Raw genomic sequence first — 15,415 nt, 5'->3', positions numbered from 1 at the left:
CTTCCCTCGTCGCTCAGTCGCTTCGCTCCATCGCTCCTCAGTCCAGGCCGGGAGGCCCCATGACCGACCTGATGCCGCCCGAACTGAACGAGATGTCCGCCACCGGCAGTACCGGGGCCGCTCTCACCGAGCGGTACACGAACGTCTTGATGAACACCTTCGGTCCACCCAAGCGGGTGCTGGTCCGAGGGGAGGGCGCCTACCTGTGGGATGCCGACGGGCGCAAGTACCTCGACCTGCTCGGCGGCCTCGCGGTGAACTCGCTCGGCCACGCGCACCCGTTCGTGGTGTCCGCGGTGACCAGCCAGCTCGCCACCCTCGGCCACGTGTCGAACTTCTTCGCCTCCGCGCCGCAGATCGCGCTGGCCGAGAAGCTGCTGTCGCTGGTGGACGCCCCCGGCGGCAAGGTGTTCTTCACCAACTCCGGCACCGAGGCGAACGAGGCCGCCTTCAAGATCACCCGGCGGACCGGCCGGACCAGGATCGTCGCGGCCGTCGGCGGCTTCCACGGCCGCTCGATGGGCGCGCTCGCGATCACCTGGAAACCGGCCTACCGCGAGCAGTTCGCGCCGCTGCCCGGCGACGTCACCTTCGTCCCGTACGGCGACGCCGCCGCGCTCGAGGCCGCGGTCGACGACGAGACGGCCGCGGTCGTGCTGGAGCCGATCCAGGGCGAGAACGGCGTCATCGTCCCGCCGGCCGGCTACCTGCAGGCGGCCCGGCGGATCACCGCCGCGCACGGCACGCTGCTGTGGATCGACGAGATCCAGACCGGCATCGGCCGGACCGGCGACTGGTTCGCGTTCCAGGCCGAGGGCATCAGCCCGGACCTGGTGACGGTCGCGAAAGGGCTGGGGGCCGGGATCCCGATCGGCGCCTGTCTCGCGTTCGGGCCGGCCGCGGAGCTGCTGCAGCCCGGCAACCACGGGACCACCTTCGGCGGCAACCCGGTCGCCACGATCGCCGGCCTGGCCGTGCTGACCGTGATCGAGCGCGACGGCCTGCTCGCACGAGTCAAGGCCGTCGGCAACCACCTGGCCGCCGCGGTGGAGGCGCTCGACCACCCGCTGATCGCCGGGGTCCGCGGCCGGGGGCTGCTGCTCGCGATCGAGCTGACCGCGCCGGTGTCCGACCAGGTGACCGCGCTCGCGCTGGAGGCCGGGTTCGTGATCAACAACCCGGTGCCGGACGCGCTGCGCCTCGCACCGCCGTACATTCTCAGCAAGGCCGACGCCGACACCTTCGTCGCGGCCCTACCCGCCCTGCTCAACCAGGTGGAGGCCCCATGACGGTACTGATGCCACGCCTCCGGCGCGGCGGGTCATGGGGCTGGAACTCCCGCCCTTCCCTCGTCACTCCGGTCGCTTCGCTCCCTCCACTCCTCAGTCCAGGCCGGGAGGCCCCATGACCGGGCTCCCTCCGCTCCTCAGTCCAGGCCGGGAGGCCCCATGACCGGGCTCCCTCCGCTCCTCAGTCCAGGCCGGGAGGCCCCATGACCAGACACTTTCTCCGGGACGACGACCTCAGCCCGGTCGAGCAGGACGAGGTGCTGACGCTGGCGGAGCAGATGGTGGCCGACCGGTTCGGGCACCGGCCGCTGACCGGGCCGCAGACCGTCGCGGTGATCTTCGACAAGACCTCGACCCGGACCAGGATCTCCTTCGCGGTCGGTATCGCCGAGCTCGGCGGGGTGCCGCTGATCATCGACGCGCAGACTTCGCAGCTGGGCCGGGGCGAGCCGATCGCCGACACCGCCCGGGTGCTGGACCGGCAGGTCGGCGCGATCGTCTGGCGGACGTCCGGGCAGACCCGGATCGAGCAGATGGCCGGCGCCTCCCGGGTGCCGGTGATCAACGCGCTGACCGACGAGTTCCACCCGTGCCAGATCCTCGCCGACCTGCTCACCGTCCGGCAGCACAAGGGCAGCACCGCCGGGCTCAAGCTGGCCTACCTCGGCGACGGCGCGAACAACATGTCCCACTCGTACCTGCTCGGCGGTGCGACGGCCGGGATGCAGGTGGTCGTCGCGTCCCCCGCGGAGTACCAGCCGGACCCCGCGGTCCTGGCGAAGGCGGTCGAGATCGCCGGTGCCACGGGTGGTTCGGTGGCCTGGACCGACGACGCCGCGGCGGCCGTCGCCGGCGCCGACGTGATCGCCACCGACACTTGGGTGTCGATGGGGCAGGAAGCGGAGGCGTCCTTGCGCGAGGCACCGTTCGTGCCGTACGCGGTGACCGAGCAGCTGATGACGAAGGCCAAGCCGGACGCGATCGTGCTGCACTGCCTGCCGGCGTACCGGGGCAAGGAGATCGACGCCGCGGTGATCGACGGACCGCAGTCGGTGGTCTGGGACGAGGCCGAGAACCGCCTGCACGCCCAGAAGGCCCTGCTGTCCTGGCTGCTCGCGCGAAACTTCGGTTCATGACCGACAGCACGAGCGACCGGCCGGACACCCGGGCCAAGACGCTGATCGCCCCGACCACGAAGACCGCGCGGCAGCAGCGGATCGTGGAGCTGCTCGGACGGCAGCCGGTGCGGTCCCAGACCGAGCTGGCCGAACTCCTGGCCGGCGCCGGTCTGGGCGTCGGCCAGGCGACGCTGTCGCGCGACCTGGTGGAGATCGGCGCGGTCAAGGTCCGGGACGCGATCGGCCAGCTGGTGTACGCCGTACCGGGGGAGGGCGGCGACCGCAGCCCGCGGGCCGGTGAGGCGGCCGCCTTCGAGGCACGGCTCGCCCGGGTCGCCTCGGAACTGCTGGTCTCCGCCGAGGGCAGCGCCAACCTGGTCATCCTGCGAACCCCGCCGGGCGCCGCCCAGTACTTCGCGTCCGCGATCGACCACGTCGGCCTGGACGACGTGCTCGGCACCATCGCCGGCGACGACACGGTCATGGTCGTGTCCCGCAACCCGACCGGCGGCGAGGCGCTGGCGGCCCGGTTCCTCAACCTGGCGGCCCGCACCGACAAGGACACGTCCACCGACCCTGCCTGACCCCCGCCGGGCCCGGCCCGGCCGAATTCGTGTTGCTGAGAGGATCGTCAGATGAGTACGGGAGAGAGTGCGGCCCTGTGGGGCGGCCGGTTCGCCGGCGGACCCGCGGACGCGCTGGCGGCGCTGAGCAAGTCGACCCAGTTCGACTGGCGGCTGGCGCCCTACGACATCGCCGGGTCGAAGGCGCACGCCAAGGTGCTGCACCGCGCCGGCCTGCTCACCGACGACGACTTGACCGCCATGCTGCGCGGGCTGGACGAGCTGCTGGCCGACGTGCTCTCCGGGGCGTTCCTGCCGGCCGAGGACGACGAGGACGTGCACACCGCGCTGGAGCGTGGCCTGCTGGAGCGGCTCGGCGCCGAGCTGGGCGGACGGCTGCGGGCCGGCCGGTCCCGCAACGACCAGGTCGCCACGCTGTTCCGCAGCTACCTGCGGGACCACGGACGGATCATCGCCCGCCTGGTGCTCGACCAGGTGAACACGCTCGCCGAGCAGGCCGAGAAGCACCTCGGCGTCACCATGCCCGGCCGGACCCACCTCCAGCACGCCCAGCCGGTGCTGCTGTCGCACCACCTGATGGCCCACGCCTGGCCGCTGATCCGCGACCTGGACCGGCTGGCCGAGTGGGACGCGCGCGTCGCCGCCGACTCGCCGTACGGATCGGGTGCACTGGCTGGTTCCTCGCTCGGGCTGGACCCGCAGTTCGTGGCGAAGGAGCTCGGCTTCACCGACTCCTCGCCGAACTCGATCGACGGTACGGCGGCGCGGGACTTCGTCGCCGAGTTCGCGTTCGTCGCCGCGCAGATCGGCATCGACCTGTCCCGGCAGGCCGAGGAGGTGATCGTCTGGGCGACCAAGGAGTTCGGGTTCGTGCAGCTGGACGACGCGTTCTCGACCGGGTCGAGCATCATGCCGCAGAAGAAGAACCCGGACATCGCCGAGCTGGCCCGGGGCAAGTCCGGCCGGCTGATCGGCAACCTGGCCGGCCTGCTGGCGACGCTCAAGGCGCAGCCGCTGGCGTACAACCGGGACCTGCAGGAGGACAAGGAGCCGGTCTTCGACTCGGTCGACACCCTCGAGGTGCTGCTGCCGGCGTTCACCGGGATGATCCGGACGCTGCGGTTCGACACCGCCCGGCTGGAGGAGCTGGCGCCGCAGGGGTTCTCGCTGGCGACCGACATCGCGGAGTGGTTGGTCCGGCAGAAGGTGCCGTTCCGGGTCGCGCACGAGCTGGCCGGTGCGTGCGTGCGGGCCTGCGAGAAGCGGGGCATCGAGCTGTGGGACCTGACCGACGAGGACCTGGCCGCCATCTCGCCGCACCTGACCCCGGACGTGCGGTCGGTGCTCAGCGTCGAGGGCTCGGTCTCCTCCCGCGACGGCCGGGGCGGCACCGCCGGTGAGCGCGTCGCCGAGCAGCTGGCCGAGCTCCGGGCCCGGGCCGCCGCTCACGCGACCCGGCTGGCCAGCTACTGACCAGGCCGCTCCGGGGCGGCCAGTAGGGTCCTGGGCATGCCCGTTCGACGTTCGCTCCTGGCCGCTCCCGTGCTCGAGGTCGCGCCGAAACTGCTCGGCATGGTGCTGCGCCGGACCACCGACGAAGGCACCGTCGCGGTCCGGCTCACCGAGGTCGAGGCGTACGACGGCCCGAACGACCCCGGCTCGCACGCGTACCGGGGCCAGACGGCGCGCAACGCGGTCATGTTCGGCCCGCCCGGGTTCCTGTACGTGTACTTCACCTACGGCATGCACTTCTGCATGAACGTCAGCGCCGGGCCCGACGGGCAACCGTCCGCGGTGCTGCTGCGAGCCGGCGAGGTGGTCGAGGGCGTCGAGCTGGCCCGACGCCGCCGCGGCGCGCCGGCGTCGGCCGAGACGAAGTTCAACCAGACCGCGGGCGTGCGCTCGGCCGGTTTGTCCGGGGCGGGAGTACGCGCGGCAGGCTCGTCCGGGGCGGGAGTGCAACCGGGGCCTGCCGGGGGCAAAGCGGCAGCGCGGAGGAACCCTGACTGGGAGCTCGCCCGGGGTCCGGCGCGGATGTGCGTTGCGCTCGGCATCGACCGGGAGGCGAACGGCGTCGACCTGCTCGCCCGCGACGCCGAGGTCCAGCTGGTGCCGGGGCCTGGCTTCGAGGGCGAGCCGTCGACGGGTCCGCGCGTCGGTCTCCGCGAGGCCGCCGACCGTCCTTGGCGCTTCTGGATTCCCGGCGATCCGACCGTGTCGGCGTACCGGCCGCACGTGCCCAAGAAACGCGCCTAGCGGCGGAGTTTCTGGTTCCCGCCGGGCAGGCTGGTCGGTGGGGTGCAAAGGTCGGCGCGTCCTGCTAGCGGTTGGCGAGCGCCAGGACGTGCTCGAGCTGGGGGAGACCGTGCTCGACCTCCGGGTCCGGGAACAGGCCGACGTGGTGCACCCCCGCGGCCTCCAACGCGTCGAGGTGCGTGGCGGCGTCGTCGAGCGTGCCGATCGGGCCCAGCTCCTGCCACCAGTCCGTCGGCATGCTGACCAGCCCCGGGACGCCTGACTCGGCGTACCGCCGCAGCAGGTCGTCGTAGAAGGGCAGGGCAGGCAGCGCCGGGTTCTTCTGCTCGATCAGCCCGGCCAGCCACGGCGCACTCCACTCGTACGCCGCCTTGCGGTCGCCACGTACGCAGATCGCGCTGAACGCCGCCACCACGAACCCCTCCGGCGCCCCGGCGTGCTGCACCGCCGCCCGCACGTACGACGGCGACGCCGGCTCGGCCAGCACGACGCCACCGGCAACGCGGCCGGCCAGCGCCAGCGACTTCGGCCCCTGCACCCCGAGCAGGATCGGCGGCACGTCGGCCGGCGGCGCGTCCAGCTTCACGTCGTCGAGGTGCACGGTCCTGCCGTCCATCGTCACGGCCTCGCCGGCCAGCAGCCGGCCGACCGCGACGGTCACCTCCTCCAGCGCGGTCAGCGGCGACTTCGGCCGGACGCCCATCTGGCCCATCCACGCCTGCACGCCGTGCCCGATGCCCGGCAGGAACCGGCCTGGCCCGAGCGCGCACAGCGTGGCGATCTCCATCGCGGTGACAGCGGCGGTGCGCGCCACCGCGGGCAGGATGCCCAGCCCGACCGTCAGCCGCTCGGACACGCTCAGCGCCGCCGCCGACAGCGACGGACCGGCGGTGTAGAAGCAGTCCTCGATGATCCAGAGCTCGTCCGCCCCACCAGTCTCGAGCCGCCGGGCGACGTCGGTCACCAGAGCAGCGGGGAAGGTCCTGGGGAAGCACATACCGACAGATGTCATGTTGAGAACGTAAAGGTGGGCGCCGACAGTCCGGCCGGCAGGCGTACGAGCCCCTCCGGCGGGTAGGTTCGGGGGCATGGCCCGTCCGCACTACTCCTCCCGGCTCGAGGACTGGTTCAACCTCGGAATCGGTTCGCTCCTGCGCCGTCGCGGCTGGCGCGAGCGGATCATCCCGCACGTCGGCTACGGCAACGGCGAGTACGTCCGCGTGCTCGCCCGCGTCGTGCTCAGCCGTGACCCCCGCAACCAGCCCCGCTACGACGAGGACCAGGTCGTGCGCGGCTGGAAGGTCTTCGTCACCGCGCCGGCCACCAAGGTGCAGGTCTCCGTCACGGTGGCCGGGCAGAGCTTCGACGCCTGCACCGACCGCGGTGGATTCGTCGACCTGGCGGTGCCGGTGGTGCTGCCGCCGGGCTGGCACGAGATCAGCCTCGGCGTGCACGGCGAGCGGCAGGCCCGCGGCCGGGTGTTCGTGCCCGACCCGGACGCCGACTTCGGTCTGGTCAGCGACATCGACGACACGGTGATGCTGACGATGCTGCCGCGGCCGCTGATCGCCGCCTGGAACACGTTCCTCCGCGACGAGCAGGCGCGCCGCGTCGTACCGGGCATGGCCGAGATGTACGCCGAACTGCTCGCGGACCACCCGGGAGCGCCGATCTTCTACCTGTCCACCGGCGCCTGGAACACCGCGCCCACACTGACCCGCTTCCTGGCCCGGCACGGGTACCCGGCGGGTCCGTTGCTGCTGACCGACTGGGGCCCGACCAACACCGGCTGGTTCCGTAGCGGCCGGGAGCACAAGCGGGCGGCGTTGTCCCGGCTGGCCAAGGAGTTCCCGGCGGTCCGCTGGGTGCTGGTCGGCGACGACGGGCAGCACGACCCGCAGATCTACGGCGACTTCGCCCAGACGCATCCGGACCACGTCCGCGCCATCGGTATCCGCCAGCTGACCCCGGCGGAGCAGGTGCTGTCCCACGGTCTGCCGGTGCCGAACCCGGACCCCGGCGCGCACGATCCGCAGCGTCCGACGGCGGCCACCGTGCACGGTCCCGACGGTCACGCCCTGGTCGCCCAGCTGCGCGCGGTCCTGTCCCGGCCGGAGGCGATGTAGCCGCGGCAGGGGGTGCTCCGGGCTCCCGGCGGCCCGGACCTGGCAGTCTTGGGGTGTTCCGACGTACCCGAGGAGAGACCAACAGTGACCGACAGCGGGACCGCTAGCCGCACCCAGGTGCTCGACGACCTGGCCAGCCGTGGCTTGATCGCGCACTCGACCGATCCCGACGCCCTCCGGGCCGCGATGGCCGAAGGACCGATCACCTCGTACGTCGGTTTCGACCCGACCGCGCCGAGCCTGCACATGGGCAACCTGCTGCAACTGCTCACGCTCCGCCGGCTGCAGCTCGCCGGGCACAACCCGATCGGACTCGTCGGGGGAGCGACCGGCCTGATCGGCGACCCCAAGGAGAGCTCGGAGCGGGTGCTCAACCCCAAGGACGTCGTTCAGCAGTGGGTCGAGCGGGTCCGCGGCCAGGTGGAGCGTTTCCTCGACTTCGACGAGGCGCTGCCGAACCCGGCGCGAATGGTGAACAACTACGACTGGACCAAGGACCTCAACACGCTCGACTTCCTCCGGGACATCGGCAAGCACTTCCCGGTGAACCGGATGCTCGGCCGCGAGGTGGTGAAGGCCCGGCTCGAGCAGGGCATCAGCTACACGGAGTTCAGCTACGTGCTGCTGCAGTCGCTGGACTACCTGGAGCTCTACCGCCGCTACGGGTGCACGTTGCAGACCGGTGGCAGCGACCAGTGGGGCAACCTGACCGCCGGCGTGGAGCTGATCCGCCGGACGGAGTCGGGCAAGGCGCACGCGCTGGCGACGCCGCTGGTGACGAAGGCCGACGGTACGAAGTTCGGCAAGACCGAGTCGGGCACCGTGTGGCTGGACCGGGAGCTGACGTCGCCGTACGCCTTCTACCAGTTCTGGTTCAACACCGACGACCGTGACGTGATGCAGCTGGTCCGGTACTACACGTTCCGGACCGCGGAGGAGATCGCGGAGCTGGAGAAGGCGACGGCCGACCGCCCGCACGCGCGGGAAGCGCAGCGGGTGCTGGCCGAGGACGTCACCACGCTGGTCCACGGGCGCCAGGAGACGGAGCAGGTGCAACTGGCGGCGAAGGCGTTGTTCGGTCAGTCGGATCTGCGGGAGCTCGACGGGGACACGTTGGTCGCAGCGCTCAGGGAGGCGCCGCACACAGAGGTGCCGGGCGGCCAACTGCCGCCGGTGGCGGACTTGCTGGTGCAGAGCGGATTGGTGGCGAGCAAGTCGGCCGCGCGCCGGACCGTCGCCGAGGGCGGGGCGTACTTGAACAACGAGAAGGTGAGCGACGCGGAGTACGTGCCGACGAGCGAGGACCTGCTGCCCGGTGGGGCGCTGGTGCTGCGGCGCGGGAAGCGTTCGTTCGCAGGGGTTCTGGTCGCGCCGGCGGCCGGCTGATCTATCCCACAGAGTCGATGCCGGGAGCAAATTACAACCGTGTGATGCTGCCCACCGGACGCCGATTTGACCGGCTACCTCGAAGCCACGTAATGTTCTTCTTGTTGGAGCGAGGCGCGGGACGCGAAAGCGGCCGGTCGCTCCGAACCCCCCAAGGCTAACGCAGCCGGAACGTGTCTTAGGACCCGGGTCGGCAGCTCAGGCGCGGGGCGGAGGGTCAGAAAAACCGGGCTTGACTCGGTAGATCGGATCCGGTAGAGTAACGCAGGTTGCCCCGGAGTCCTGGCCGAGAGGTCACGGACGCGGTGTGCGCCCGATTCTTGAGAACTCAACAGCGTGCCGAAAGTCAATGCCGAAATTTAGCATTAACCCCCTTCACGGGTCTCGGTGGTAAGCGGGTCTGTCGGCCTCTTCGAGGTTGGTGGTCCTGGTTCGATCCTTGATTCGTGTTGGATTCCTTTGTAATTTTTCTGGATTCAAGTCAGTTTGATTTGTTTCTGATTGCATTGGATCGTTTTTCGTTAGTCTGTTTTCCATGGCTTTTGTTGTGGTTGACATATAGATTTCAACGGAGAGTTTGATCCTGGCTCAGGACGAACGCTGGCGGCGTGCTTAACACATGCAAGTCGAGCGGTAAGGCCCCTTCGGGGGTACACGAGCGGCGAACGGGTGAGTAACACGTGAGCAACCTACCCTCAACTCTGGGATAAGCCTCGGAAACGGGGTCTAATACCGGATATCACCTCTTACTTCATGGTTTGGGGTTGAAAGTTCTGGCGGTTGGGGATGGGCTCGCGGCCTATCAGCTTGTTGGTGGGGTAATGGCCTACCAAGGCGTCGACGGGTAGCCGGCCTGAGAGGGCGACCGGCCACACTGGGACTGAGACACGGCCCAGACTCCTACGGGAGGCAGCAGTGGGGAATATTGCGCAATGGGCGAAAGCCTGACGCAGCAACGCCGCGTGAGGGATGACGGCCTTCGGGTTGTAAACCTCTTTCAGCAGGGACGAAGCGAGAGTGACGGTACCTGCAGAAGAAGGACCGGCCAACTACGTGCCAGCAGCCGCGGTAATACGTAGGGTCCGAGCGTTGTCCGGAATTATTGGGCGTAAAGGGCTCGTAGGCGGTTCGTCACGTCGGGAGTGAAAACTCGGAGCTTAACTCCGAGCCTGCTTCCGATACGGGCAGACTAGAGGTAGGCAGGGGAGAGCGGAACTCCTGGTGTAGCGGTGGAATGCGCAGATATCAGGAAGAACACCGGTGGCGAAGGCGGCTCTCTGGGCCTTACCTGACGCTGAGGAGCGAAAGCGTGGGTAGCGAACAGGATTAGATACCCTGGTAGTCCACGCCGTAAACGTTGGGCGCTAGGTGTGGGGGACATTCCACGTCCTCCGTGCCGCAGCTAACGCATTAAGCGCCCCGCCTGGGGAGTACGGCCGCAAGGCTAAAACTCAAAGGAATTGACGGGGGCCCGCACAAGCGGCGGAGCATGCGGATTAATTCGATGCAACGCGAAGAACCTTACCTGGGTTTGACATATAGGGAAATCCTCCAGAGATGGGGGGTCCGTAAGGGTCCTATACAGGTGGTGCATGGCTGTCGTCAGCTCGTGTCGTGAGATGTTGGGTTAAGTCCCGCAACGAGCGCAACCCTCGTCCTATGTTGCCAGCACGTTATGGTGGGGACTCATAGGAGACTGCCGGGGTCAACTCGGAGGAAGGTGGGGATGACGTCAAGTCATCATGCCCCTTATGTCCAGGGCTTCACGCATGCTACAATGGCCGGTACAAAGGGCTGCGAAACTGCAAAGTGGAGCGAATCCCAAAAAGCCGGTCTCAGTTCGGATTGGGGTCTGCAACTCGACCCCATGAAGTCGGAGTCGCTAGTAATCGCAGATCAGCAACGCTGCGGTGAATACGTTCCCGGGCCTTGTACACACCGCCCGTCACGTCATGAAAGTCGGCAACACCCGAAGCCGGTGGCCTAACCCTTGTGGAGGGAGCCGTCGAAGGTGGGGCTGGCGATTAGGACGAAGTCGTAACAAGGTAGCCGTACCGGAAGGTGCGGCTGGATCACCTCCTTTCTAAGGAGCACTTGGCAGCCATGGCCCGCGAGGGTGTGGTTGTCTACTCATCGTTTCTCAGGCGTCTGTCCTGGGGCGATGGTGCTTCGGACTGTGGAACATTGACCATTAGATGTGCAGCGATGGCCGGCTGGTTAGTACTACCTCTTCTTTGTGATGGGGTGTGGAACGCTGGTTGGTCGGAGTGAATCGTCGAGGCGCGCTGTTGGGTCCTGAGGAATCGGGCCGTCCTGGTGACAGGTTGGTTTGGTTTCTTTGGGTCACTGTCCCACCCGGGATGTGTTGTGGGTGGGGGTGTGGCTGGGGCCGGTCTTCATCAAACCGCTGGTGATGGTGTTTCTGCTGGGTGTTGTTGCCCTGGTGGGGATGGTGTCCGAGGTAGGTGGTGGTTGTGGCTGGTGTTCCTGCCCGTATTTTGAGAACTGTATAGTGGACGCGAGCATCTTTGTAGCAAATGTATTGTTCTTATGTTGTGTGACAAGCTACTAAGGGCAATCGGTGGATGTCTAGGCACCAAGAGCCGATGAAGGACGTAGGAGCCTGCGATAAGCCCCGGGGAGTTGGCAACCAAGCTGTGATCCGGGGGTGTCCGAATGGGGAAACCCAGCTGGCACTCTAAAGCCAGTTACCAGTTCCTGAACACATAGGGTTCTGGAGGGAACGCGGGGAAGTGAAACATCTCAGTACCCGCAGGAAGAGAAAACAAAAGTGATTCCGTGAGTAGTGGCGAGCGAAAGCGGATGAGGCTAAACCATGTGCGTGTGATAGCCGGCGTGCGTTGCGTATGTGGGGTTGTGGGAGCATTCAGACTCTAATGCCGTGGAGTCAGGGAGTTATAAATCACTGTTGAAGTCGAATCTTCTGGAATGTTGAGCCGTAGTGGGTAATGGCCCCGTAGGCGTAAGACAGTGACTTCCGAGTGTTTTCCCGAGTAGCACGGGACTCTTGAAATCCCGTGTGAATCTGGCGGGACCACCCGCTAAGCCTAAATACTTCTTGGTGACCGATAGCGGACTAGTACCGTGAGGGAAAGATGAAAAGTACCCCGGGAGGGGAGTGAAATAGTACCTGAAACCGATTGCCTACAATCCGTCGGAGCGCTCACTTGTGGGTGTGACGGCGTGCCTTTTGAAGAATGAGCCTGCGAGTTAGTGGTATGTGGCGAGGTTAACCCGTGTGGGGTAGCCGTAGCGAAAGCGAGTCTGAATAGGGCGTTTGAGTCGCATGCTCTAGACCCGAAGCGGAGTGATCTATCCATGGGCAGGTTGAAGCGCGGGTAAGACCGCGTGGAGGACCGAACCCACCAGGGTTGAAAACCTGGGGGATGACCTGTGGATAGGGGTGAAAGGCCAATCAAACTCCGTGATAGCTGGTTCTCCCCGAAATGCATATAGGTGCAGCGTCGCGTGTTTCTTACCGGAGGTAGAGCACTGGATGGTCTAGGGGGCTTACCGGCTTACCGAAATCAGCCAAACTCCGAATGCCGGTAAGTGAGAGCGCGGCAGTGAGACTGCGGGGGATAAGCTCCGTAGTCGAGAGGGAAACAGCCCAGATCACCAGCTAAGGCCCCTAAGCGATTGCTAAGTGGAAAAGGATGTGGAGTTGCCCAGACAACCAGGAGGTTGGCTTAGAAGCAGCCACCCTTGAAAGAGTGCGTAATAGCTCACTGGTCAAGTGATTCCGCGCCGACAATGTAGCGGGGCTCAAGCAATCCGCCGAAGCTGTGGCATTCATATTTGTACTCGGCACCGACTTGATCGGTGTCCAGGTGTGTGGATGGGTAGGGGAGCGTCGTGCAGCGTGTGAAGCAGCAGAGTGATCTAGTTGTGGATGCTGCACGAGTGAGAATGCAGGCATGAGTAGCGAATGACGGGTGAGAAACCCGTCCGCCGGATGATCAAGGGTTCCAGGGTCAAGCTAATCTGCCCTGGGTAAGTCGGGACCTAAGGCGAGGCCGACAGGCGTAGTCGATGGACAACGGGTTGATATTCCCGTACCGGCATTAACACGACCCGACCGAACCTGGTGATGCTAAGACCGTGAAGCCATGATGTCTTCGGACGGATTGGTGGAGCTGTTGACCCTAACTGGTATTAGGTGCACTAAGGAGTGACGCAGGAGGGCAGTCCAACCGCGGCGATGGTAGGCGCAAGCTGATCCGCGGGCAAGGTGGTAGGGCGAGGCATAGGCAAATCCGTGTCTCATGAAGCCTGAGAGCCGAGGCGGACCCGTTTAGGGGAAGTGGATGATCCCATGCTGCCAAGAAAAACTTCGTAGTGAGTGTTAGAGCCGCCCGTACCCCAAACCGACACAGGTGATCAGGTAGAGAATACCAAGGCGATCGAGTGAACCATGGTTAAGGAACTCGGCAAAATGCCCCCGTAACTTCGGGAGAAGGGGGGCCGGATGCGTTACTCCACTTGCTGGAGGAAGCGTTGATGGCCGCAGAGACCAGGCCCAAGCGACTGTTTACTAAAAACACAGGTCCGTGCGAAGAAGTAATTCGATGTATACGGACTGACGCCTGCCCGGTGCTGGAACGTTAAGGGGACAGGTTAGCTGGTTTAGGCCGGCGAAGCTTTGAACTTAAGCGCCAGTAAACGGCGGTGGTAACTATAACCATCCTAAGGTAGCGAAATTCCTTGTCGGGTAAGTTCCGACCTGCACGAATGGCGTAACGACTTGGGCGCTGTCTCAACCATGGACTCGGCGAAATTGCATTACGAGTAAAGATGCTCGTTACGCGCAGCAGGACGGAAAGACCCCGGGACCTTTACTACAACTTGGTATTGGTGGTCGGTACAACTTGTGTAGGATAGGTGGGAGACTGTGAAACTCGGACGCCAGTTCGGGTGGAGTCATCGTTGAAATACCACTCTGGTTGTTCTGGCTGTCTAACTTCGGTCCATTATCTGGATCAGGGACAGTGCCTGGTGGGTAGTTTGACTGGGGCGGTCGCCTCCTAAAAGGTAACGGAGGCGCTCAAAGGTTCCCTCAGCCTGGTTGGCAATCAGGTGTCGAGTGTAAGTGCACAAGGGAGCTTGACTGTGAGACAGACATGTCGAGCAGGGACGAAAGTCGGAACTAGTGATCCGGCGGTGGCATGTGGGAGCACCGTCGCTCAACGGATAAAAGGTACCCCGGGGATAACAGGCTGATCTTCCCCAAGAGTCCATATCGACGGGATGGTTTGGCACCTCGATGTCGGCTCGTCGCATCCTGGGGCTGGAGTAGGTCCCAAGGGTTGGGCTGTTCGCCCATTAAAGCGGCACGCGAGCTGGGTTTAGAACGTCGTGAGACAGTTCGGTCCCTATCCGCTGCGCGCGCAGGAGACTTGAGAAGGGCTGCCCCTAGTACGAGAGGACCGGGGTGGACGAACCTCTGGTGTGCCAGTTGTTCCGCCAGGAGCACGGCTGGTTGGCTACGTTCGGGAGTGATAACCGCTGAAAGCATCTAAGCGGGAAGCACGCTTCAAGATGAGGTCTCCCACCGAGTTAATCGGGTAAGGCCCCCAGTAGACCACTGGGTTGATAGGCCAGAAGTGGAAGCGCCGCAAGGTGTGGAGCTGACTGGTACTAATAGGCCGAGGGCTTGTCTCAACACCACCCCTCGGGGTGGTCGGCACGAGACCATTACTGCTGCGAAACAATGTTCGCGTCCACTATACGGTTCCCGGAATACGGTCAACCCCCAGCCCTCTTGTGGTCTGTGTGTGTGGTTGGTTGATATTTCTATAGAGTTACGGTGACCATAGCGTCGGGGAAACACCCAGTCTCCATTCCGAACCTGGAAGTTAAGCCCTTCAGCGCCGATGGTACTGCGATCGGGAGATCGTGGGAGAGTAGGACGTCGCCGGACATTCACACTGTTAAGGGCCACCCACACGGGTGGCCCTTAACATTTGTCCCAGTACTTCTGCCTGTACTTTTGTCTGAGCGCACCCCTCGTACGACCGTTAGGAGTCACCGTGGCTACGCCACCTCGCAACCCCCGTCCCGGCTCGGGTGACCGCCGTGGGTCGTCCGGCGGTGCCGGCGGCTCCGGCCGTGCAGGCGGTGGGCGTTCCGACTCCACTGGCCGCGGTCGATCCAGCGGTTCCGGCAGCTCGGGCGGATCTGGCTCTTCTGGTGGCTCCGGCTACCGGGGCGCTTCCGGGCGCGGCGATGGGCCGCGTTCCGGCGGTGCTCGTGGTGGAGCGTCCGGTGCAGCTCCTCGGAGTGGTGGAGCACCCCGTGGTGGGGCAGCGCCTCGCTCCGGTGGCGCGCCGCGTTCTGGGGACGCACCTCGTACTGGCGGTCCGCGCAGTGGGGGTCCTCGGGACGGGGACAACCGGCGTGGGTTCGCCGGCTCGCGAGGGGACGACAAGTCCGAGCGCGACCCGTTCAAGGGACAGCTGTCCGGTCGTGACGACCGCGGTGGGCGTGACGCCCGCGGCGGTGCCGGCCGGCGCGACCAGGAGGGCTTCCGCCGCGACGACCGCTCTGCCGGCCCGCGCGGCAACCAGCGTGACGACCGCGGCGGGTTCCGCGACGACCGCGCCTCGCGCGACGATCGTGGCGGTTACCGGAGCGAC

The 15,415-nt window shown here is 66.0% G+C and carries 8 protein-coding genes and 3 rRNA genes; 10 read left to right on the top strand and 1 reads right to left on the bottom strand.

Translation table 11 applies throughout. The features are described from left to right. Positions 1–59 precede the first annotated feature (59 nt). From KFLA_RS26950 to KFLA_RS35965, 5 genes are all read left to right on the top strand, one after another. Complete coding sequence (locus KFLA_RS26950) at positions 60–1,289, top strand: acetylornithine transaminase (protein WP_012923000.1); 1,230 nt, start codon at positions 60–62, stop codon at positions 1,287–1,289. Positions 1,290–1,492: 203 nt separating this feature from the next. Continuing rightward, positions 1,493–2,425 (top strand): ornithine carbamoyltransferase, encoded by a 933-nt coding sequence (gene argF, locus KFLA_RS26945; protein WP_012922999.1) that lies wholly within the window; start codon positions 1,493–1,495, stop codon positions 2,423–2,425. Then, positions 2,422–2,991, top strand: coding sequence for an arginine repressor (locus KFLA_RS26940; protein ID WP_012922998.1), 570 nt, complete (start codon positions 2,422–2,424; stop codon positions 2,989–2,991). Before argF ends, KFLA_RS26940 begins: the two co-directional genes overlap by 4 nt. Positions 2,992–3,042: 51 nt before the next feature. Next, positions 3,043–4,464 (top strand): argininosuccinate lyase, encoded by a 1,422-nt coding sequence (gene argH, locus KFLA_RS26935; RefSeq protein WP_012922997.1) that lies wholly within the window; start codon positions 3,043–3,045, stop codon positions 4,462–4,464. Between the two features lie 36 nt (positions 4,465–4,500). Then, complete coding sequence (locus tag KFLA_RS35965; protein ID WP_012922996.1) at positions 4,501–5,247, top strand: DNA-3-methyladenine glycosylase; 747 nt, start codon at positions 4,501–4,503, stop codon at positions 5,245–5,247. Positions 5,248–5,311: 64 nt separating this feature from the next. On the opposite strand, the gene KFLA_RS26925 is transcribed toward KFLA_RS35965, so the two are convergent. Beyond that, on the bottom strand, positions 5,312–6,259 hold the full coding sequence (locus tag KFLA_RS26925; RefSeq protein ID WP_237706604.1) for an LLM class flavin-dependent oxidoreductase: 948 nt from the start codon (positions 6,257–6,259) through the stop codon (positions 5,312–5,314). A 76-nt stretch (positions 6,260–6,335) separates the two neighbouring features. On the opposite strand from KFLA_RS26925, the gene KFLA_RS26920 reads away from it, so the two are divergent. From KFLA_RS26920 to rrf, 5 genes are all read left to right on the top strand, one after another. Then, positions 6,336–7,373, top strand: a complete 1,038-nt coding sequence (locus KFLA_RS26920; protein WP_012922994.1) for an App1 family protein — start codon at positions 6,336–6,338, stop codon at positions 7,371–7,373. An 84-nt stretch (positions 7,374–7,457) separates the two neighbouring features. After that, positions 7,458–8,759, top strand: a complete 1,302-nt coding sequence (tyrS, locus tag KFLA_RS26915) for a tyrosine--tRNA ligase (RefSeq protein ID WP_012922993.1) — start codon at positions 7,458–7,460, stop codon at positions 8,757–8,759. 565 nt (positions 8,760–9,324) lie between these two features. Beyond that, positions 9,325–10,842, top strand: a 16S ribosomal RNA gene (locus KFLA_RS26910). Between the two features lie 475 nt (positions 10,843–11,317). Continuing rightward, a 23S ribosomal RNA gene (locus tag KFLA_RS26905) occupies positions 11,318–14,441 on the top strand. 141 nt (positions 14,442–14,582) lie between these two features. Continuing rightward, positions 14,583–14,700 (top strand): 5S ribosomal RNA (gene rrf, locus KFLA_RS26900). The 16S, 23S and 5S rRNA genes sit together here, the layout of an rRNA operon. The last annotated feature ends 715 nt before the right edge of the window (positions 14,701–15,415 follow it).

Source organism: Kribbella flavida DSM 17836 (assembly GCF_000024345.1).
Lineage (GTDB): Bacteria > Actinomycetota > Actinomycetes > Propionibacteriales > Kribbellaceae > Kribbella > Kribbella flavida.
The sequence above is the reverse complement of the archived record's forward strand: the minus strand, read 5'-3'. Positions and strand labels throughout refer to the sequence as shown.